This window comes from Streptococcus sp. oral taxon 431 (genome assembly GCF_023115445.1).
Taxonomy (GTDB): domain Bacteria; phylum Bacillota; class Bacilli; order Lactobacillales; family Streptococcaceae; genus Streptococcus.
The window spans coordinates 1-21,056 of the sequence record NZ_JALDUI010000019.1; the positions used below are offsets into that span (position 1 = coordinate 1).

At 38.3% G+C, this 21,056-nt stretch carries 23 protein-coding genes; 5 read left to right on the plus strand and 18 right to left on the minus strand.

What is annotated here, in order from left to right; all coding sequences use genetic code 11:
- Positions 1 to 440: 440 nt before the first annotated feature.
- From M1R56_RS08940 to M1R56_RS08970, 7 genes are all read right to left on the minus strand, one after another.
- Positions 441 to 1,706: a site-specific integrase gene (locus M1R56_RS08940; protein ID WP_248035854.1), complete on the minus strand. Its 1,266-nt coding sequence runs from the start codon at positions 1,704 to 1,706 to the stop codon at positions 441 to 443.
- Between the two features lie 97 nt (positions 1,707 to 1,803).
- On the minus strand, positions 1,804 to 2,064 hold the full coding sequence (locus M1R56_RS08945; RefSeq protein ID WP_248035855.1) for a MerR family transcriptional regulator: 261 nt from the start codon (positions 2,062 to 2,064) through the stop codon (positions 1,804 to 1,806).
- A gap of 82 nt (positions 2,065 to 2,146) precedes the next feature.
- Positions 2,147 to 3,421, minus strand: coding sequence for a replication protein RepA (locus M1R56_RS08950; RefSeq protein WP_248035857.1), 1,275 nt, complete (start codon positions 3,419 to 3,421; stop codon positions 2,147 to 2,149).
- Between the two features lie 160 nt (positions 3,422 to 3,581).
- Positions 3,582 to 4,325 (minus strand): DUF87 domain-containing protein, encoded by a 744-nt coding sequence (locus M1R56_RS08955; RefSeq protein WP_248035859.1) that lies wholly within the window; start codon positions 4,323 to 4,325, stop codon positions 3,582 to 3,584.
- Positions 4,325 to 4,855, minus strand: coding sequence for a hypothetical protein (locus M1R56_RS08960; protein WP_125450497.1), 531 nt, complete (start codon positions 4,853 to 4,855; stop codon positions 4,325 to 4,327). The genes M1R56_RS08955 and M1R56_RS08960 overlap by 1 nt, the downstream gene beginning before the upstream one ends.
- A 6-nt stretch (positions 4,856 to 4,861) precedes the next feature.
- Positions 4,862 to 5,293 carry a hypothetical protein gene (locus M1R56_RS08965; protein WP_248035861.1) on the minus strand — a complete coding sequence of 144 codons (432 nt, stop codon included), beginning with the start codon at positions 5,291 to 5,293 and terminating at the stop codon, positions 4,862 to 4,864.
- A gap of 81 nt (positions 5,294 to 5,374) precedes the next feature.
- Positions 5,375 to 5,671 (minus strand): hypothetical protein, encoded by a 297-nt coding sequence (locus M1R56_RS08970; protein WP_248035862.1) that lies wholly within the window; start codon positions 5,669 to 5,671, stop codon positions 5,375 to 5,377.
- A gap of 278 nt (positions 5,672 to 5,949) precedes the next feature.
- On the opposite strand from M1R56_RS08970, the gene M1R56_RS08975 reads away from it, so the two are divergent.
- A complete protein-coding gene (locus M1R56_RS08975) occupies positions 5,950 to 6,516 on the plus strand; it encodes a hypothetical protein (protein WP_125450495.1) in 567 nt (188 codons plus the stop codon).
- A 40-nt stretch (positions 6,517 to 6,556) separates the two neighbouring features.
- Here the strand turns inward: M1R56_RS08975 and M1R56_RS08980 are convergent, their stop codons facing one another.
- Positions 6,557 to 6,892 carry a helix-turn-helix transcriptional regulator gene (locus tag M1R56_RS08980; protein WP_047206714.1) on the minus strand — a complete coding sequence of 112 codons (336 nt, stop codon included), beginning with the start codon at positions 6,890 to 6,892 and terminating at the stop codon, positions 6,557 to 6,559.
- Between the two features lie 151 nt (positions 6,893 to 7,043).
- Here M1R56_RS08980 and M1R56_RS08985 point away from each other — a divergent pair, with 151 nt between their 5' ends.
- Positions 7,044 to 9,674, plus strand: a complete 2,631-nt coding sequence (locus M1R56_RS08985) for an SEC10/PgrA surface exclusion domain-containing protein (RefSeq protein WP_248035864.1) — start codon at positions 7,044 to 7,046, stop codon at positions 9,672 to 9,674.
- A gap of 279 nt (positions 9,675 to 9,953) precedes the next feature.
- On the opposite strand, the gene rpmG is transcribed toward M1R56_RS08985, so the two are convergent.
- The 4 genes from rpmG to M1R56_RS09005 form a co-directional block, all read right to left on the minus strand.
- Entirely contained in the window at positions 9,954 to 10,103 is a 150-nt protein-coding gene (rpmG, locus tag M1R56_RS08990; RefSeq protein WP_001265622.1) for a 50S ribosomal protein L33, read from the minus strand.
- 15 nt (positions 10,104 to 10,118) lie between these two features.
- Positions 10,119 to 10,301: a 50S ribosomal protein L32 gene (gene rpmF / locus M1R56_RS08995; RefSeq protein ID WP_000290417.1), complete on the minus strand. Its 183-nt coding sequence runs from the start codon at positions 10,299 to 10,301 to the stop codon at positions 10,119 to 10,121.
- Positions 10,302 to 10,449: 148 nt separating this feature from the next.
- A complete protein-coding gene (locus M1R56_RS09000; RefSeq protein ID WP_248035866.1) occupies positions 10,450 to 10,650 on the minus strand; it encodes a PTS ascorbate transporter subunit IIC in 201 nt (66 codons plus the stop codon).
- 2 nt (positions 10,651 to 10,652) lie between these two features.
- Entirely contained in the window at positions 10,653 to 11,660 is a 1,008-nt protein-coding gene (locus tag M1R56_RS09005; protein ID WP_248035868.1) for an SPFH domain-containing protein, read from the minus strand.
- Positions 11,661 to 11,844: 184 nt separating this feature from the next.
- Here M1R56_RS09005 and ilvD point away from each other — a divergent pair, with 184 nt between their 5' ends.
- Together ilvD and M1R56_RS09015 are read left to right on the plus strand one after the other, a co-directional pair.
- The gene (gene ilvD, locus M1R56_RS09010; protein WP_248035870.1) at positions 11,845 to 13,548 is read left to right on the plus strand and encodes a dihydroxy-acid dehydratase; all 1,704 of its coding nucleotides are present in this window, start codon (positions 11,845 to 11,847) and stop codon (positions 13,546 to 13,548) included.
- Between the two features lie 105 nt (positions 13,549 to 13,653).
- Entirely contained in the window at positions 13,654 to 14,022 is a 369-nt protein-coding gene (locus tag M1R56_RS09015; protein WP_153225651.1) for a glyoxalase, read from the plus strand.
- A 43-nt stretch (positions 14,023 to 14,065) separates the two neighbouring features.
- On the opposite strand, the gene M1R56_RS09020 is transcribed toward M1R56_RS09015, so the two are convergent.
- The 3 genes from M1R56_RS09020 to tgt form a co-directional block, all read right to left on the minus strand.
- The gene (locus M1R56_RS09020) at positions 14,066 to 14,407 is read right to left on the minus strand and encodes a metal-sulfur cluster assembly factor (RefSeq protein WP_153225650.1); all 342 of its coding nucleotides are present in this window, start codon (positions 14,405 to 14,407) and stop codon (positions 14,066 to 14,068) included.
- Positions 14,408 to 14,670: 263 nt separating this feature from the next.
- On the minus strand, positions 14,671 to 16,488 hold the full coding sequence (locus M1R56_RS09025; RefSeq protein WP_248035872.1) for an acyltransferase family protein: 1,818 nt from the start codon (positions 16,486 to 16,488) through the stop codon (positions 14,671 to 14,673).
- A 132-nt stretch (positions 16,489 to 16,620) separates the two neighbouring features.
- Positions 16,621 to 17,763, minus strand: coding sequence for a tRNA guanosine(34) transglycosylase Tgt (gene tgt / locus M1R56_RS09030; RefSeq protein ID WP_248035875.1), 1,143 nt, complete (start codon positions 17,761 to 17,763; stop codon positions 16,621 to 16,623).
- Between the two features lie 116 nt (positions 17,764 to 17,879).
- Here tgt and M1R56_RS09035 point away from each other — a divergent pair, with 116 nt between their 5' ends.
- The gene (locus M1R56_RS09035; protein ID WP_248035877.1) at positions 17,880 to 18,737 is read left to right on the plus strand and encodes a DUF975 family protein; all 858 of its coding nucleotides are present in this window, start codon (positions 17,880 to 17,882) and stop codon (positions 18,735 to 18,737) included.
- A gap of 48 nt (positions 18,738 to 18,785) precedes the next feature.
- On the opposite strand, the gene M1R56_RS09040 is transcribed toward M1R56_RS09035, so the two are convergent.
- The 3 genes from M1R56_RS09040 to M1R56_RS09050 form a co-directional block, all read right to left on the minus strand.
- Positions 18,786 to 19,148, minus strand: a complete 363-nt coding sequence (locus M1R56_RS09040; protein WP_248035878.1) for a DUF1304 domain-containing protein — start codon at positions 19,146 to 19,148, stop codon at positions 18,786 to 18,788.
- A 10-nt stretch (positions 19,149 to 19,158) separates the two neighbouring features.
- Positions 19,159 to 19,584 carry a MarR family winged helix-turn-helix transcriptional regulator gene (locus tag M1R56_RS09045; RefSeq protein ID WP_248035891.1) on the minus strand — a complete coding sequence of 142 codons (426 nt, stop codon included), beginning with the start codon at positions 19,582 to 19,584 and terminating at the stop codon, positions 19,159 to 19,161.
- A 224-nt stretch (positions 19,585 to 19,808) separates the two neighbouring features.
- Complete coding sequence (locus tag M1R56_RS09050) at positions 19,809 to 20,930, minus strand: LysM domain-containing protein (RefSeq protein ID WP_248035879.1); 1,122 nt, start codon at positions 20,928 to 20,930, stop codon at positions 19,809 to 19,811.
- Positions 20,931 to 21,056 lie beyond the last annotated feature (126 nt).

Below are 21,056 nucleotides of genomic sequence, written 5' to 3' on the forward strand. Positions count from 1 at the left end.
TCCTTAGTTTGACTATGGAATTCAAACTACTTTTCATCAAATACCTTGATATACTTGACAAATGGTAGAAAAGGACTTAGTCCTGTACAATACAGAACTAAATCCTTTGCTTAAATTAATTGTCTAACTTTTTGGGATCAGTACAAATATGACTAGAGCGTTTTCTATATATCCGAACATCTAATTTATTTCACAAAAAATGTAGTCAAAAGTGTAGTCATTCGGTTGATTTTTATTGCAATACATTGAAATTGGAAAATTCAAGAATCGCGTTAAATCAAGGTTTTTTCGTTTCTACTGAAACGTAATGACCCACTATTTAACCTCTGTAAGGAATACTTAAAATCTATTTTAGTTGCTAGAAACCTTATTAAATCAACGTTTAAGGGTTGTTGGTTTTGATAAAACTATCAAAGGTTGCCAAAAAGGTTGCCACAGATTTAAGAGGTCAGCTCAGCTATTTTGTTTAAATAGATATCGACCGCCTGAGTTTGATTCTTAGGAGCAAGTTCAGCATAAATGTCCATTGTAGTCTTGATTGATTTGTGTCCCATCCGAACTTGTAATTCTTTCCAATTCATTCCAGCATTCAACATCATGGATGCGTGAGTGTGGCGGAATAAGTGAAAACCATAATCTGGCAGACTAGCTTCACGCAGTCGCTTTTTGAGTGTTGCACGTTCGTTTCTGTCGCACATATAGTTACCATAAATAGTAGGAAAGATTAACTTACTTTTTGGAAGATTATTTTTCTTGAAATAGAGATTCATCTCATCGTGGAAATTTTGAAGCTCCTCAATGATTTGGTACGGAACAGCTATTCGTCTGTTACCTGAATCAGATTTTGGTGTGTTTTTACAAACGACTTCGCCTTTCAAACCTAATTTTGGTTTTGCATTTTTCCAAACAAGTGTTTTATTAACTAGTATTTCGGAATTATCAAAATCAAGGTCATAGATAGTCAATGCTAATAGTTCATTGATTCTCATACCTGAAGCAAGTAAACTATCGCAAATAACTTTAAATCGGCGATTAGCCCTAGTATTAGGCAGACTATCAACGATGCTTAACCAAGTAGATAGATCCTCATCATGAAGGACCATAATACGTTTTTGGTTGCTTTTGGGCTTTGGCGGGATTTTGATAGACTGAGCGGGGTTAAATTTGAGCTCAAGATGTGTTATTCCAAAATCAAAAATATCACTTAATTTATGGGCAATAGCTCCAAAATCTTTAGCTGAACCCTTTTCAGCTCTCTTTATACCTGCATCCACAGATTCTTTAGATTTTTTTGCTAATTGGTTGATCCAAGTCTGTATATCTGACGAGGTAATTTTTTCAGGTTGATACTCTCCGAATCGTGGTAGTATATAGGTGTCAAGATAGTTCCTAACTCGGTTCAGTGTATTATCTGAACTAACCCATGTCTCATAATTTAAAAACCAAAGTTCTGCTAAGTCTGAGAAGGTAGCAACATTGAAAGTTTCTTTCCTTGTTGAGTCATTTTCCTCAAAGTCAATTTTAGCTTGAATAATTTTACGGTCTAAAGAACGTAAGGTTTTAGCGGTAATAGTTGTTTTGACTGGTTTTCCAGTTTTAGAATCAAGTCCTAAGTAGATACTTTTAGCTGAATAACTAATTTCGCCATTGTTCTTTATTCTCTTTAAAACACTTTTCCCTTTATGGATAATTTTTTCTGTATTCATGGTTGCTCTCTTCAATCAATCGAAGAATGAAAAAAGCTAAAATAGATTGTATCGCTCACTTTCTTTTTTGATACTCTTATTCTAGCATATTTTTCTTCTAGTTACAGCTTAGAAATTCGATGACATCACTGATACTGTAATATACTGTTCTAGTACCCTCAATGGGTGGTTCTAGTCGCTTTAGACCCTTACTTTCCCACGATTTAAGAGTATTGGGAGAAATGCTGAGTAGGGAAAGAAGTTCTTTTTGAGTATAGATACCTGACTTACTTTTCTCATTATTTAAGTGCTTTAGTAATTCAATGATGCTATGAAGCATGTGTTCAATTTGCTTAAATTCAAAATTATTACTAGCCATACTAGTCTCACTTTCTTTGGAAAAATTTATTGAAATATGAGATACTAGCAGTAGGGGTAAGCTACTGCCTATCTCTTAATTCTTATTTGCTACTACTTTCTGCTTTGGTCGGCTTTTGAGTAGTAGCTTTATTTTTTTGGTTGTTAATCGGAGTCATGGAATGATGAAAAGCATCTTGTTCAAAGTTATAGACTAGCTTTTCCCTGTTCCATTTATCAAACAAATAAGCATGTTGCTCAATTTGTTGTAGTGTATGGTTATCAAAGTCTTCAGAACTATAGGTTATTGATTTGTATAGAAATCTACCATCGTTTTCCTTGGTTTTGAAATGGTAGATTACTTTTGTAAGCCTACGCTGTAATTGTTCATAGGGATCAATTTCTTGTTGTCCCTCAGGAACCATTAAGTTATAAGCATGCTTGGGTGTGAAAATAGAAGCAATGTGTATTTCATTCCATAATGCTACAGTATTAGTGTAGCGGGCATGGAGTTGAGCTGGATAAACATCTGTTACCTTTAAGAACTCTTTGTATGCCATTCCTTTGAATTCATCCAGAAAGAGAATAGGTTCAGCACAATACAGGTCTAAACCACCATTATCATGGTCGGTCCATACATAGACATTTTCTCGACCATAAATTTGTTTTAGTTGAACTTGTGTATGAGACTTCCCAGAGCCACTATCACCAACATGCCAAACAACCTTCAATTCTTTGGTATCAGGAGTCTGAGATAATCTGTGCTGAAAGAAATGCTCACGAATCATCTTAGAGTATTTACGAAATTCCAGATTACCTCGCATAATCTCCTCAGGGGTTGCACCATTCTCAATCTGATTTTGAATAAAATGCAGTTCTGACCTAAATCCTTGGTTTCCAGCCCTCAATTCTCCGTGCACTTTCATGGGGACTACTATCGTATGGGCCTTTTCCTCATGCTTACCAGATTTTTCAAGATAAGTGATAACTTCTTCCTTGGTGCCTCGTGTCAGTTCGGCATGAATTGTAGGATAAAGTTTCTGTAAGGCAGAAAATCGAAAGGCTTTTTTATCTTCTAGTATCATGTGGCAATGGTGTGTGCCATTTTCACCAATTTCATAATTGACAGCACAAACAACATTTTCGTTGCGAGCAATCCATCGTTCCATTAAGAAATCAACGATTTCTTCAGGACTAAGAGGAACATCAGTATCTGGAAGAAGTTTACGGAACTCCTGAATTCGTCTTTTTGTTTTGAGCTTGAAATTGTCGTTGTCAAAAAAATCCGATTTTTTATCAAATAATTTGTCAACGTTATTTAACACGCAACAGAAGCTATTAGCACGATAATCTGATGAAATATTATTTGCTTTTGTCATGATTTTTCTCCTTTGTCATATATAAGTTGTGACAATTATAATGCTGAAACTTATTGATATATCAGTATTTAGTAGGTAATGTCATATTGTCATGAAGTCGGGGTAATACTAGCCCGACTTAGCCAGCTAAAGCTGGCGAGGCTGTAAGCCAAACCTCCGCCTAAGGGCTACGGGCAACAGCCTCATCAGTTAGTGGAAGTCCTCGACTAAGTAAGTCAGTAATTAATCGCTCCGCCTTATCCATATCCCTGATGATATATGTTCTAGCTTCAATAACGTGTTGACCATCAAATTGAATGTTAACCTCTCCCTGTCCTTTGTTCCGATTAACCTCATCATCGGGGAACAGCATCTGTTTGGCTTGAGGACTTAATCGCCCTATGGAGACTTTAGTAGAAAAGTTCTCGCGACCACCAGAAGGAAATACAATAGCATCTATCCGTTGACAAACACACAAAAAATGAAAATTGACCTGTCTCGATAGGCGTAATAAATTCCCTACCTTTTGTAAGAACTCCTCTTTATCGGCTTTTTTGGGAATACTTTCCACTGTGCTCTGATACTCTTCAAAAATCAAAAAGAACGGAGGGTACTTTTTATCAGGATTGGCTCTACGGTTTTCAAAGATGCTATAAGCTTGCCGAAAACCATTGTAAACGGAATCACCAAGATACACATTATCAAATTGTCTCCACTGCCAATAGTCTATCCCTTGTTTGTAATCAAGTATCATGATAGAAGCATCATCCGAATGAATTGTTAATATACTTAATATATTTTTAACAAAGTAAGATTTCCCGCTATTTGTGGGTGCTGAAATGAGGAGATGTGGAAAGCGGTTGCAGTTCCATTCAATAGGTTCGTTGCTGCTTTCTTTTCTCAGTACATTCAATTTAAGTGTCATCAAATTTCTCCTTCGTCACTGTAGAGGGGTTTAGCCTGACTATGTTTAAGACGATTTAAATCTTCCTTAGTGATCAGATTAATTTTGAGTTTTAAATAAGGTTCTTCCTCTACCATGTTAAATATAACATCAAGGTTATCATTGTAACTACGTACCGTTTGACGTAGCTGAATTTTCCAATCATCAAAGTCTTGTTGAACTGGCATTTTTGATAACCAGAGATAGAAATCTTGACCCTCTCGTTGTATCCCATTTGGAAAATGAATTGTGTTCAGATATATGCTGAGCTTTGAAGCTTGATGTATAAGCTCAGCATGAAAATCTGAATAATAGTTTTGTTCTTCTTGAGAGTCAATAAATAACTTTAACAAATGTTGAATTTGCAAGTTTGTGTTTTTGATAGCTTTCGGAAGTAGCTCTTCGCTAGGCAATGTATAGATAAGAATAATCATATTAACAAATACAAACCCTGAGTATAGTATTGAAAAGATGGATATTAAGTAGAGTACTAACTGTAAAATGTATATCATTAAAGTTTATCTCCTGTTAAACGCATCGTTATACTCTAACGTAATGTTCAAACGTAACTTATCATCCGTCCACGCTTCAAAATCGTAATAAATTATCATCCCATAGGGGTAGCTATTCGTTTTATAAGAAACCAAATCATATAGTTTTTGAGCATGCTGTTGTTGAGCTGTTATGATAAAAGGATTTTCTCTGTGTTTTAATAGCAGAGAGTCTTTTTTTACAGCATAACTAGGGACAAGTGCTTGTAAGTGTAGATATCCTTTGCTCTCATAAGATATATATTCAAACTTACTCACTAGATTCAAACGATCTTCTAGACTTAAGTTAACTAGTTGATCGCTCCCCAGTATTCCTAGCAACTTTTCACACTCTTTGACACATCGATCAAAAGTAATAGAAGGATTTTGTCTGATTGCTTCTTCAAAAATTGTTTTCATTTTTGCTCTCCTTGTAAATATTTTTTTGTCAGCACGAAATAACTTAAGCAGTTGGTGATCTAGCTCTTTTTAGAATCATACTTATTCCTCTACCGTTGCTTTCTCAGCTTTAATAGATAACGCTGCTCTATTATTAGATAGATAAGCTGAGAATGTTACATTTTGTAATCTCAGATTGATTTTTTCATCTAGATACGAAGTGTATTCTGAAACTGTCGAGTTGTTAACTTTTATGACTCTAGTAATATATTTTCCAGTATCATTTCGAAAACCAACGTCCAGTTTTACGTTTCCAGTTGCCTGCTTCGTTTCAAAGTCTAGTTCTTGACTCAAACCTAATAAAGTTACAGTTACAACAACCTCTTCACAAGAAATCATTCTTTTATTCCTTTCGCCGCAATCTTTAAATACTATTGCTTTGTGGGACTTGTTAAGCAATAATAATCACTAAGTAACAGAGTGTTAGGCTATTTTACATTGGAATCACCCCCTTTATAATCATTTTATGTTTAAATTAGTTAGCTAACTTATGACACTATTTTATACGAATAAAAACATTTATTCAATAAGGTTTTGTTATTGTTTGGTGTCGTAAAATACATTACTTTTGACACTTTTTTAAAAAGATGTTATAATGGTGAAAAAGGAGGAGATATATGTTTCATTTTTCTGATTTAAAGAAAGAAAAACAGATAGATTTTATCTCTAAAAATCTATCTGAAATTTTATTTAAGCAACGACATGAACTTAATCTATCACAAGAACAATTTTTAAAAAAATTCTTTGATTATAATATCTATACTAAAAAATCTGGTTATTTATCCTTATCACAATTAAAACGATATGAAAAAGAATATAAAAAGCAAGTTCCTTTCACTGTACCTAAAAAAAATAGTAAAATATTTGATATAATTCTAAATTTCTCTGTTGTAGATACGATATATAAAGAAAAAATATTTCAGGATTATTTAAAAGAAGATTCACTTAGATTTGCTAAGCAATTAGAAGAACTAGGTTTATTAGATTGTCTAGAAAAAGCAACTAGTGGGATAGTTGCAATGAATTATTACAATTCTCTAACAGGTAAAAATTATGATAAATATTTTCTATTGGATTGGTTATTCAATAATGCGAGACAAGGCTTGGCTGGGGAGCAGATACCTGAACTAATTTACGATGGTATTAAAACAAGGCATGATATAAAGGGAGCAACTAAAAACTAAATTAGCAAATTTAAAAAAGCCAAGTTCAAAAATGCTTGGCTTAATTTATTTGTTTCAATATATCTCTGAGAGCTTTTATAGTAGGTTCTCTTTTTTCTGTTGGTAGGTTTCTAATGTCTTCAATGAGTTGTGAAAACTCTCCGCTTTGATTTTGATTTTCAATATTAAAAAAAGTATTCATATCAACTTCAAGCGCTTGTATGATTTTTTCAATAGTTTCCAGCTTAACGTTTAATTGTTTATTTTCTAACCTATAAATATAGTTGAATCCCAGATCAGCTTTTTCTGCTAGATATTCCTGTGTCATTCCGCTTTTCAGTCTTAAAAGTCTGATTTGTTTTGCAACAAATTCTCTTAAATTTATTTTTTCAGTCATGATAGTACCTCATAACTATCATACAAGTTTATCTCATTGAATAAATCGTTATCAAAAGACTGAAATTCTTTAAAAAATAATATTTGAAAGACTGTAAAATATGGTATAATATTATTCATAAAACAGTCTTTTAAGACATAAAGGAGTTTACATGCTAGAATCAAACACACAAGGTCACGGAACCATCAAGAAATTGCGCAACGGTATGGTTGTTTCTACTTTAGCACTTACAGCCTTTGGGGTATCCTCTGGGGTATCAGCTAGTGAGACAGAAGTTGCGGTTAATGAGCCTGTAACTAAGGTAGTTGCTAAGGACGAGGTTAAACCTAAAGTTCCTACCCAACAAGACATAGATACGGCTAAGGCTGAATCAGATAAGGCTAATCAGGATGTAGCTAAGCAGAAAGAAGTTGTTTCAACTACTGAAGCAACGATTGCTAATGCTGAAAAGTCTATCGCTGAAACTAATAAAAAGGTAGAAGAAGCTAAGTCTGTTACACCTGAAAAGGTTGCTGAGGCTAAGGCAGACGCTGAAAAGAAAGCCAACGAGCTTGCGACTGCTGAGAAAACTGTAGCTGACGCTGATAAGTCTGTATCTGCGACTGCTGAAAAGGTTGCTGACCAAACTAAGCTAGTATCTAATGCTGAGAAAACTGCCACTGCTACAGCTAATAAGGTAGCTGACGCTCAGAAAAAAGTAGATTCTCTTTCATCTACTACTGATGTTGCTCCACTTGAAAAAGAGGTAGTTACACTTACTAACCAAGTTAGTGAAGACACTCAAGCAGTAGAGACTGCTCAGACTAACCTTGATAATGGTAAAAAAGCTCAATCTAACAAAGACCTAGCTATCAAAGACGCTCAAACTGGGGTATCTAACGCTGAGTCTAATCTCTCTCAAGCCACTACAGCCCTTGCAACTGCTAAAGCTGACCAATCTAACAAAGATAAGGCAGTTACTTCTGCTAAAGCTGACCTCGACCGTGCCAAAGAAGAGCTTGCAGATGTTACAGCTGGGCAATATACTATTTCTCTAGGTTCAGAGTATGTTGCTCTTCTTAAAGAGTACTTTGCTAACCCTACTAAAGAACTTTCAGAAAAATTAAAAGCACTTGCTTTCAAAGAGTACGAAAAGTTTGGTAAAATTACTTTCGAAGACGGTGAAGTCTATCGTTATGATTTAACTTACCCTCAAGCATCTAAGAAAGACCAAAACACAAAAGTCGACATCAATAACCTTGATTTTGAGACTCGCAAAGAGCTTTCAGTATTCGCAGCAGACCTTATCAATCAAATTCGTAAACAATTCGGTACTAAAGATGTAGTAGTGACGGAAGATGCTATTCGTATTGCTAACGAAATTGCTCGTAAGTCAACAGAAGAGTATGGTCACGACTTTAAAGCTTTGAACGAAGTTGGTAAAGATAACGGTGTTCTTCTTGGTGAGTTGGCAGGTTTCAGTGACGATACAACTACAACTCTAGCAGATGTTAAGGAACGTATATATGATGATATCCTCTCAATGTTATTCAATGACGCTCATGCTAAGTGGGGACATGCAACAAGTTTGTCAGGGGTATTGCCAAAAGATAAGTACGCAGGGTACATGCAATACACTGGTCTTGGTTTCCGTTCTAATGCTACCTTTACTTCTGTAATCCACTATATTAAGATTTCAGACAATGTGGTTTCTGATGGAGCCAAATTCGACAAAACCAAAGTAATCTCTGCCCCAAGCACAGCCGAAAAGATTGCCAACCTCCAAGAAAAACTCTCAACAGCTCAATCAACTTACGACAACACAGTCAAATCCTCTCAAGAAGCTAAAACATCCGTCCAATCAGCCCAAACCGCCTACACCAACGCAGAAACAGCTCTTGCTAATGCTCGTACTCATCTATCTGATTTGCTAGGTAACAAGATTGATGTTCCGTCACTTGAAAAGGCTCTTGCTGACGCTCAATATAAACTAGCACAAGACACTAAAGCTTTGCAAACTGCTAAAGAGGTACTCACTCTAGCTAAATCAAATGCTACTGACAAAGCTAAGGCTCTTGCTGAAGCTAAAATAGCTCTTGCTAACGCTAAGACTGAACAATCTACTGCTGACCAATCTCTAGAAACTGCTAAAGGTGAATTGGAAGTACTTACTAAGGCTCAAGATGTAGCAGTTTTGGCTCGTAAGTCAGCAGGTGAAGACCTTTTCCGCAAACGTGAAGCGTCTAAAGAAGCTACTGATACCTATACAGTGCTTGAACTTGCTCTCACTAAACGTGATGAAGTCCTTAAGGCTTTGGAAGCAGAGCTTACTGATGCTAATGCTAAACTTGGTGTACTACGTGCAGAGTTGGAAACTGCTAAGAAAGAATTGGCTCGCCTTGAGGGTATCGCAGAAGCTAAGGCTCGTGGGTATGAGAACTTTAAGCAACTCAAAGCTGACCATGATGCATACCTTGCTGAACAACAACGCTTGCAAGCTTTGAAAGATAAAGAAGATGCAATCCGCAACGCAGGTGGAGAGGTAAAACCTGTCCTTGACGCTAACGGTAAGGTAGTTGATGTTGTGGATGCAAAAGCACAAAACAAACCAGTAAACGTGGCTATAGTAGGAACTAAAGACGATAAAACATATCAAGCTCCTGCACAAGCTACAAATGCAAAAGCAGAATCTAAGAAACAACTTCCAAATACAGGAACTAAGGGATCGATGCTAGGCTTATTAGGTTTGGGGTTACTAGCAGGTTTAGGATTAGGGTATACCAAAAAGAACTTAAGAAAGTAAAAATAAAAAATCTTCTTACTTATTGTAGGAAGATTTTTTTAGATTCCTAAAATTTATTGAAAAGACTACGCTATTCCAACAATTTTTAGGAATGAAAAAAGTCCTAGAAAATTCTTAGGACTTTACATTCTTCGATTGTTGACTTTCTTTTTTATTTCAAAAAAGGTTACCAAAAAGGTTGCCATAGAACTGATTTCAAATGATTTGTAATGAAATTCAATATTTTAAAAATCGCACGAAATCAATGTTTTTCAGTATGTACTGAAATGTAATGAAACCTTATTTAACTTCTGTAAACACAACGTGTTTGCGAAGTTTTGGTGAGTATTTCTTCAATTGAAGACGGTCTGGAGTGTTACGTTTGTTTTTAGAAGTAAGGTACAAGCGTTCACCAGATTCTTTGTGTTCAAGTGTAATATTTACGCGCATGGTATCTCCCTTCTATTATTCAGCTGATGCAGCTTTAGCGATCTTACGTCCTTTGTAGTATCCTTTAAGTGATACACGGTGAGAACGTGAGTAATCTCCAGTAGTTTCGTCAAAGTTTACAGATGGAGCTGTTACTTTGTAGTGTGTACGACGTTTGTTTTTCTTCGCTTTTGAAGTGCGACGTGCAGGTACTGCCATTTTGTTTTCTCCTTTTAAGATATAAATTCAGTTAGGTTTGATTTTCATCAACTTTAATAGTATATCAAAACTTTTTTGTAAAGTAAAGTTACTTGACAAAAAAAGATAAAAAAATTTTCCTATCCAATCTTATGGATAGGAAAATAGACTAAATATCAATCTCGAAGGGTTCATCAATGGTTTCTGAGACGTATTTTCCGTCTTTTTTCCGTTGTTTGACGCATTCGGTGAGAAGATATTCGATTTGCCCATTAACTGATCGGAAGTCATCTTCTGCCCATGATGCGAGTGCAGCATATAACTTATTCGAGAGTCGAAGGGGGATTTGCTTTTTTTTAGCTTCTGTCATTTCTAATAAAGGCTTCCTGTATTGACAATTGGTTGTGCATCATGATTGCCACAGAGAACGACTAGGAGATTTGAAACCATGGCAGCTTTACGCTCTTCATCTAGTTCAACCAGCTCTCCTTCATTGAGACGTTCCAGTGCCATTTCAACCATTCCTACAGCGCCGTCTACAATCATTTTACGTGCATCGATAATAGCAGATGCTTGTTGACGTTGAAGCATGACAGCTGCAATTTCTGGTGCATAAGCTAGGTAAGTAATACGTGCTTCAAGAATTTCCAAACCAGCGTCCTCTACGCGACTTTGGATTTCTTCACGAATACGTTTAGCTACAATCTCACTAGAACCACGGAGGCTTCCTTCATCCGCTTGCCCATCACCTGTAGTATCCACATTCGGAGACACATCGTAAGGATAGATGCGGACAATATTACGGAGGGCGCTATCACACTGCAATGAAAGATATTCTTTATAGTTATCTACGTTGAAGACTGCTTTAGCTGTATCGACAACTCTCCAAGTTACCGCGATTCCGATTTCAACAGGGTTACCTAAACAATCGTTAATCTTTTGACGAGAATTACTCAAAGTCATAACTTTGAGAGAAATCTGTTTCTTGCCAATTTCAAGGTTTACATCATTGCCATTTGATGATTTCATCCCTGAAAAAGGTGATTTTGTGCTAACATCACCACTTTGACCAAGTCGAGTGTGGTTTGCAGGATTGATCGCTATGCTAAAAGGATTGACAAAGTAAAAACCAGGTTCTTTGATGGTACCTGTATAATTACCAAAGAGGGTCAAAACCAGTGCTTCCTGAGGTTTGACAACTTTTAAACCAGCATGAGCTAGAGCTGCAATTAAGATTAATAAAAGCCCGATAATAATTCCAAAAACGTTTTCCGAACCAGCACCCATGATAAATATAAAGAAACCAAGTACGAGTGCCAACTCGATAAGTATCAAGGCTACTACACCATTTGGTTTTGAATTGATTAGTTTTTCAGTCATCAGAATGACCTCCTGCATTTGATATCTAAATGATATCACTTTAATTTTAAATGTCAATAAAAAAATGCAATATTTTTTAAGAAGATTTCAATGTATTGAATTTTCTGAAAATTCAAGAATTTTCTTCTGTTCATTGCTTTTAAAATGTGCTATAATGGTAAAAACTGAAATGGGAGGGAACTTAATGACAGAATTAGATAAACGTCATCGCAGTAGCATTTATGACAGCATGGTTAAATCACCAAACCGTGCCATGCTTCGTGCGACTGGTATGACAGATAAGGACTTTGAAACACCGATTGTGGGAGTCATTTCGACTTGGGCAGAAAATACACCATGTAATATCCACTTGCATGACTTTGGGAAATTGGCTAAAGAAGGTGTCAAATCTGCTGGTGCTTGGCCGGTTCAATTTGGAACCATTACGGTAGCAGATGGGATTGCCATGGGGACGCCTGGTATGCGCTTCTCTCTAACGTCACGTGATATCATTGCGGACTCTATCGAAGCTGCTATGGGCGGTCACAACGTGGATGCCTTTGTGGCTATCGGTGGTTGTGACAAGAACATGCCTGGTTCTATGATTGCCATTGCCAATATGGATATCCCTGCTATTTTCGCCTACGGTGGTACGATTGCCCCTGGAAAACTAGATGGTAAAGACATCGACTTGGTTTCTGTATTTGAAGGTATCGGAAAATGGAACCACGGTGATATGACGGCTGAAGACGTCAAACGTCTCGAGTGTAACGCCTGCCCTGGCCCTGGTGGTTGTGGTGGTATGTATACTGCAAACACTATGGCTACTGCTATCGAAGTTTTGGGGATGAGCTTGCCAGGTTCTTCTTCTCACCCAGCTGAATCTGCTGATAAGAAAGAAGACATCGAAGCAGCCGGTCGTGCAGTTGTCAAAATGCTTGAACTTGGTATCAAACCTTCAGATATCTTGACTCGTGAGGCCTTTGAAGATGCCATTACAGTGACAATGGCTCTCGGTGGCTCTACAAACGCTACTCTTCACTTGCTCGCCATTGCCCACGCAGCTAATGTTGACTTGTCACTTGAAGACTTTAATACCATCCAAGAACGTGTGCCTCACTTGGCCGATTTGAAACCTTCTGGTCAGTATGTCTTCCAAGACCTTTACGAAGTTGGTGGTGTGCCTGCAGTTATGAAGTACTTGTTGGCGAATGGATTCCTTCATGGAGACCGTATCACATGTACTGGTAAAACTGTCGCTGAAAACTTGGCTGATTTTGCAGACCTCACACCAGGGCAAAAAGTCATTATGCCACTTGAAAATCCTAAACGTGCGGACGGTCCATTGATCATCTTGAACGGTAATCTTGCTCCTGACGGTGCAGTTGCCAAGGTATCAGGTGTTAAAGTTCGTCGTCACGTTGGGCCAGCCAAGGTATTTGACTCAGAAGAAGATGCTATCCAAGCTGTCTTGTCAGATGAAATCGTTGATGGCGACGTTGTCGTTGTTCGTTTCGTTGGACCTAAGGGTGGTCCTGGCATGCCTGAGATGCTATCACTTTCATCAATGATTGTTGGTAAAGGTCAAGGAGACAAGGTTGCCCTCTTGACAGACGGACGCTTCTCTGGTGGAACTTATGGTCTGGTTGTCGGACATATCGCCCCTGAAGCCCAGGATGGAGGACCAATTGCCTACCTCCGTACAGGCGATATCGTCACTGTCGACCAAGATACTAAAGAAATTTCTATGGCCGTATCCGAAGAAGAACTTGAAAAACGTAAGGCAGAAACAACCTTGCCACCACTCTATAGCCGTGGTGTCCTTGGTAAGTATGCCCACACCGTATCTTCTGCATCACGTGGTGCCGTGACAGATTTCTGGAATATGGAACAATCTGGTAAAAAATAACTAGAAAATAAGCAGTCGCTAAATGACTGCTTTTTCTAATCCTTTGTCTTATCTCGTGAAATGTGATAAGATAATTGCTCTAACTATGATTATGAAGGAGAGACAATGTTTTCAAAAAATACAGGAATTATGCTCTACGTAGATGATATAGCAGCTGAGAGAGACTTTTGGTCTGCTATCGGTTTTGAAGTTTTTAATCAATCAGAAATTATGGGGTTTGAAACTTTTGAAATGAAACCTCACACGGACAGTACACTGACTTTTACTGTCTACGCCAAAGACTTTATTCGTCAGGTATCGCCAGAGGTAGTTGATATGAAACCTAGCCTACTCTTTGAATCAGCGGACCTTTGCAGTCTTCACGAGCGCATAGCTGCAGTAACTGATACCACCAGTCCGATCAGTACTCAACCTTTCCCTAACTTTAACTTTGCAAATCCAAGTGGACACTATTTCGCAGTTAGAGGAATCTGATAACAAAACAGCTCTCTGTTTATTAGCAGAGAGCTCTTATATTTTAGCGTGGTGGTAGACCAAGCGCTATGCGACCATAGCGACTGATTCGCGTAATCTTCCAAGCAGGCGACCAGGTAACTTCAACCCTGACATCTTCAATCCCTTCAATCTGTTTCAAGCCTGCCACGATTTCGATGGGTAAACTTTCTGCACAGTCACAGGCAGTATCGGTGAAGGTCATGACAATTGTACAAAGACCAGCCTCGTCCAAATGAATCTCGTAAATCAAGCCAAGATTATAGACATCTAGTTCCACATCTGTATCGTAAACTTTTTCTAGCTTGTCAATGATTTGATCCCCTAATGCTAAAGCACGATCATTGATTTTGATATCTTCTCTCATTGCATTCCCTCCATTTGTAAACTGCACCTATTTTCTCATAATTCTGACAATTTGGCAAGTTTTTCCCAATCAAGACGTAATCCGCCATAAAAACGAAAGCCTAGTGATTGCCATAGTTGAGACAAACTACCCAAAGATCTAACAACCTAGAGTACGGGGATATTGGCATAGGTTAAAGAGATAAGCTTAGAGAATGATTGAGCTTCTAAGACATACTTTCTAAACAGAAAAAGTAGAGAAAGGTCATCTCTACTTTTTAGATATTATTTTGACTTCACAGGTTTATCTGCCAAGGCCTTGATAGCTGATGCTATCGTTTCTGCATAGAGCTTAGCTCCCTCTTCTAGTTTGGCATTATCACTTCCAAAGTGAACCTGGTCTGTTCCTTTCCAAATCTCTGGATGATCTTTAGATACCTGATTCCAGTCCGCAACCTCAATGTAAGGATACTTTTGAGCTACTTCACGCACATAGCTAGCATACTGTTCTACATAAGGCTGAGTTGCTTGAGTTGTATCACCCTCATAAGGTGTCATAAGTACAAGTTGATGCCCCTTAGGTAGATTTGTTATCAAAGAATCGATATCAGCCTTATAATCCTCAGGATTATTCACTCCAGTAGCAATAACGACTATTTTAGGGAGGACTTTATTCTGACTGTGGTTGAGCATAATAGCATTGGCTTGCTTGGTGTTTCTGCTGACTTGACCATCTGTCTGAGCGTCTGGTAGAACCTCTTTAAGTTCAGGTGTTGCACGCAAGGTTACAGAATCTCCAATGATGGATACACCTTCAGCAATATTGTAGTGACTGGCTTCTGCTTGGTCCGCCATGGTTTTTGTACGGGTGATATTGGTTTGAGCTTGATTAAGGCCATTTACCATCAAATCCGTTTCAAAAGCCCCGACTTGGGGAGCTATGAGCATCACAATCAGTGTTAGCAAGCTAAGAAATCCGACGCTACCCGCAAAGATTGGTTGAATATGCGGAATTTCTCTTATCTTTTGCAATAAGCTAGTGTTCTTCCCGGCAATGAAAGGTTCAATCACATAGAAAGAAAGGCTTGCAAAGAGATAAGAAAAGATAGTGGTGAGAATCACTGCCGGTAAATTGCTCATCAACTGAGAGAAAATAATATAAAACGGCCAGTGGAAAAGATAAACGGCATAGCTGGTATCTGCTAAGAAACTAATCACTTTTGGCTCTGCAATCGTAGGTGTTTTCTCATGCAAGACTCGTGCTGAAACAATCATCAAAAGTGCAGCTAGACTTGCAAGTAAGAATCCGATCAAATAGGCAAAGAGATAGGTAAATTTCACAAAAAAAGTCAGTAGCAGCAAGACTCCCAAACCTACACCAAAGACTAGCAAGGGCTGTTTCAAATCCCAGGTATTATTTAGACGCTTAATCAGAGTAGTCGTTTGACGGACACCTACCAAAGTGGCCAAGACACTACCTAGAAAGAAAGGATAGACGTGGGTAAAACTTGAAAAGTAAACCGTCGAGTAGGAAGAAACGATAAAGCTACCGATAAACATTGAAAGAAAACCGATGATAAAGACAGCTGATGATAGAAGAAAGACTAGACCTCTTAATTGTCCAGATGATTTTACCCGCTTGGACAAGAACCAAACCGCCAAGCCCCACAAGATATAGTAATGAACCTCAACAGCCAAGCTCCAATTATGAACAAATAAATGAGGAATGAACTGAGATTCATAACTTCCCCCTGTTAACATTTCATAGAAGTTGGTCATAAAACCAAGGACACCAGCAATCTGACCACCAATCCCGGCTATATAATCCTGCCGAACCAAGAAAGTAAAGGGCATAACGACAAGGATCATTAAAACGACCGGTGGAAAAATCCGATAAAAACGTCTTCTAAAAAATCCTAAGATATCAATCTTACCTTTTTGTCCAAATTCTTCTAATAAAAGTGACGTAATTAGGAAACCTGAAAAGGTGAAAAAGACGTCAACCCCGAAGAAACCTCCTGGGAAAACCGTCTGAAAAAAATGGTACAAGAGTACCAAGAGTAAGCCTGTAATCCTAATCAAGGAAAACCATTTTATACGCATACGAGTTTATTCTCCGTTCATTAGAGTAGTTAAAAAACCATCTAATGTTCATTCCATACTACCTTTATTTTATCAAAAAAAGAAGAAAAATCCTAAGAGAAAACTTAGGATTTTAGCTTTGGTCTACTAATCTTAGAAATTACGACCTGATTTATTGTAGCCATATTTTTCAACAAAATGCTCACGGAATTCCAAGAGATTATCATCCATAATAGCCTGACGAACCTGCTTCATAAGGTTGAGCAAGAAGTAAAGGTTATGGTAACTTGTCAAACGAATACCAAAGGTCTCATCGGCCTTGAGCAAGTGACGAAGGTAGGCACGGGTGTAGTTCTTACATGTGTAGCAATCGCACTCAGGATCAAGTGGGGTAAAGTCCTCCGCAAACTGGGCATTCTTGACAACCAAACGTCCTTGGCTAGTCATACAAGTTCCGTTACGAGCGATACGAGTCGGCAAGACACAGTCAAACATATCGACCCCACGAATAACCCCATCAATCAAGCTATCTGGCGCTCCCACTCCCATCAAGTAGCGAGGTTTGTTTTCAGGAAGAAGTTGAGTGGTGAAGTCCAAAACTGCATTCATCTCTTCATGAGTTTCACCTACTGCCAACCCTCCGATAGAGTATCCAGGGAAGTCCATGCTAACAAGGTCGCGAGCTGATTGACGACGAAGATCTTCAAATCCTGCGCCTTGCACAATCCCAAATAATCCTTGGTCATGTGGACGACGATGAGCTTTTAATCCACGCTCAGCCCAACGGCTAGTACGTTCGATTGACTTTTTCACATAATCATAGGGTTGGTAGAACTGAGGACATTCATCAAAGGACATCATGATGTCTGAGCCTAGATTATTCTGGATAGAAATAGCCTTTTCAGGTGATAGGAACATTTTAGAACCATTGAGGTGGTTTTTGAAGGTTACCCCTTCCTCTGTAATGTTACGGCTATCAGCTAGAGAGTATACTTGGAAACCGCCACTATCCGTCAAGATAGGTTGGTCCCAGTTCATGAACTTATGAAGCCCACCTGCTCGAGCAATCAACTCATCTCCAGGACGTAGCCACAAGTGATAGGTATTAGAGAGGATAATCCCTGACCCCATCTCTTTCAATTCTTCTGGCGATTGGGTTTTAACCGTTGCTTGAGTTCCAACTGGCATAAACATAGGAGTTGGGAAAGTTCCATGTGGCGTGATAATCTCACCCAGACGAGCTCCCGTGTGTTTTTCTTTTTTAATCAAACGATATTTGATTGGTGAATCTGACATTTTTTACCTCCGAAGCTGGGAAAGACAGTCCCAGTTCTTACTTTGTGCCCAAGGGCATACTGTATGATTCTATCAAAAAAAACAGGAACTGTCACGAACTATGGTATAATGAAAGAATGAAATACCCAAAAATTAATTTAAAAGAAGTTCGTCAACAAGCTAAACAGTTTCAAGCTGAACATCCACGTCTATTGCTTGTCTTTCTATTACCAAGCATTTTCCTGATTCTATCCAGCTTCATAAGTCCGTTATCCCTACTTGATGAGGGGATTCTTGAGCAATCCTTCTTTACTTTTTTGATGAGCTTGATCCAGTCCTCACTCTTTCCTCTAGCAGTTGGATTCACAAGTTCTATTATCCTAGCTGGTGCTCTTTTTACAACCATTAATCTTTACAGAATTTCCGAGATAGAGCTTTCTTTTAAAGATAGTCTGTCCTTACTTGACAATCGCTTCTTCACCCAGACCTTTCTGACTCTCTTGCTCAAGCGTTTCTATCTCTTTTTGTGGAGCATCCCTAATCTTTTTGGAGTCTACTTGCTCTTTTATAGCAGTGCCATGGCTCGTAAATTTGTAGAACTTCATCCCGAATTTCCAGCTGTCGACGTCACCAATTCAGATATCGAACACTTCCTACTTACTTTTGCACTCTACTTCTTTGGTAGCGTCTTTCTGATGATTTTGGGAACCATTGCCTATCTGCCGCAATACTACGCTTATTCCCAAGTAGAGCTGCTCCTATGTGATACCCTTGCAATTGGAATTGCCAAGCCAAGCCGCGTACTCAAAACCAGTCGCTTCCTTATGAAAGGCTATAAGTTCCAACGCTTCGTTCTTGATTTACAGCTACTTCCTTGGTATCTCCTTATCTGGATCAGCTTCGGAATTGCGAGCATCCCTACTTTCCCTTATATCTATAGTAGTCAATTCTTCTTTTATCAAAGATTACTCGAAATCAAGCGGAGAAAAGTTTAATGTGAATGATTAAAACCAGCACCTTCAATAGAAAGTGCTGGTTTGTTTTTATTTCAAGAAAAGGATACTCAAGAGTGCTAAGATTGCCGGTCCACCTTGCTTGAAAATGATTTTTTTATCTGCTGTTAAGGCACCATAAGTCGCTGCTCCTATGACAAATAAAACAAAGATTGTTACGATTTCTAAGCTATGTGAGAAATAAATTCCGTAAATAATAAATACCCCAATCAAGGCATTATAAATTCCTTGGTTTTTAAACAATGAGGTTACAGATGGTCTTGCTAGTTCTTCTTTGTCCATATTAAAGACACGGCCGGTTGCGTCTGATTGGGTTGCGATACTCTCCAAATAAAAGATATAAAAATGTTCGAGGGCAACAATAGTTGCTAAAATAGTAGTAATGATTGACATCGTTTTCTCCTTAAAATTCTATTTTTTCTAACCCTGATACTAGTTTTGTCAACAAAGCTGTCAGGTCTTGCTGCTCAGTAGAGGATAAGATGTTCTCCATCTGCTCCTTCACTCGCAAGTGATGTTTAGGCGGATTGACCAAGAGTTGATTCTTGGCTTCTTGGGTTAATTCAACTAAGACTTCTCGCTGATTGATTGGATTCCGATTGCGACTGACATAGCCCTCTGACTCCAGTATCTTAAAATGACGGGTCAAGGCTGCCTGGTCAATCTGTAACTTCTCCTGAACGGCAATCTGGTTACAGGGTGACTGTTGCAGTAAAAATTGCAGGATTTGATAGCGGGTCAAACTAATTCCCAATTGTTTCTCAAAAAGTTGAGTGATGGTCTGATCTGTTAAATGGAGCTGGTACAGTAATTCATGCATTTTTAGTATTTTCTCCTTTCTTTTATATTTGATTTATCAATAGTTGACTTGTCAAGTATAATACAAATAAATTGACTTTGCAAGTCTTTTGCTTACTCCGTTAAATTAGTCTACTAGTCACAATCCCTCAAGGCTATGTTTTTCTATTTTATGTCTGGAGTTTATTTACGCTATCTAAGAGTTTGAAAACAAAAAAAGAAGCGGAAACTCAAGTTCCCAACTTCTTAATATTCTTAGTTCATCGATACGTGTACGTGGTCATAGTGATTTTCTGTAACACTACCACGGTCTGGCATTGGATTCCAAGTGTAGGCTGGTCCGTATTTGCTATCGTATGGTGCATAGAAACGTTGTTTCCAGATGATGTAGCTGATACCTCGGCTAGCCATATTTTGGATAGCATAATCTGCAATTTGGTCTCCAAGAGCAGAGCTTACTGGAACCATAAAGTCAATGGCAAGACCTTTTCCGTGGTCGCCACTATCTCCTGGACGGTAACCACTAAATGATGTGATTCCGAACAAGTTTGCTACTTCTTCTTTAAAGGCAGCCGTTTGTGGCTGAAAACCTGCATTTTCTGATTTTGAAGCTGCAATACTTGCATAATCAGGTGCTGCTGGTGCTGCATAAGTAGCTGATGAACCTTGGCTTGCTTCAGCTTGATAAGTTGATGGTGCTGATTGAGTCTCTGTAACTGGTGCTTCTGTTGTAGTCGTTTCTTCCACTACAGGTGTTTCTGCGACCGGCTCTTCCACTGGTGCTGAAACTTCTGCAACGGCTCCTGTTGTTGTTTCTGCTGCAGATCCTTCTGCTGGTGTTGCAACTTCAGTAGTGGCTTCTACTACTGACTCTTCTACCGGTGCTACAACTTCTGTAACAGCTTCTGTTGTTGCTTCTGCCACTGGCTCAGCTACAGTTGTTTCTACAACTGGTTGAGTTAAATCTTCAACCTGTACAGTTTGGTCATCTACAGTGACTTGGTTGGTTGTCAAATCTGCTATTGCAGTTGTTCCTTCGCCACCTTGAACTGTATCAGGGGTTTGAATTTCAACCTCTGTCACTTCTTCTTTTTCATTGACAGTTGTTGTAAGGACTGTCTCAGGGAAGATCAAATCAATATTGCTAATCTTGTTCAAGTTAGCAAGAACGTTCACATCCACTCCCAAAGCTTCGGCAATGGTACTTAAGGTATCACCATACTGAATCGTATAGCTTGTTTTATTCTCACTCTTGGTAACATCGTTTTGAATTTGCTCAACACTACGCGCTGTCCATACTAATTCTTCTGCTTGAGTTGCCAATACAGGGGCAAGGGACAAGGCTACTGTTGATGCTAAAATAATTCTTTTCTTCATACTATCAAACTCCTTTTCAAATGTAGTACCTGTCTATCATAACACAAAGAAAATAGAAAAAAAGCCCTTTTGGGGCTATTTAACAGAACTGTACATTCGTTGTAACAAATCACATTACTTGAAATA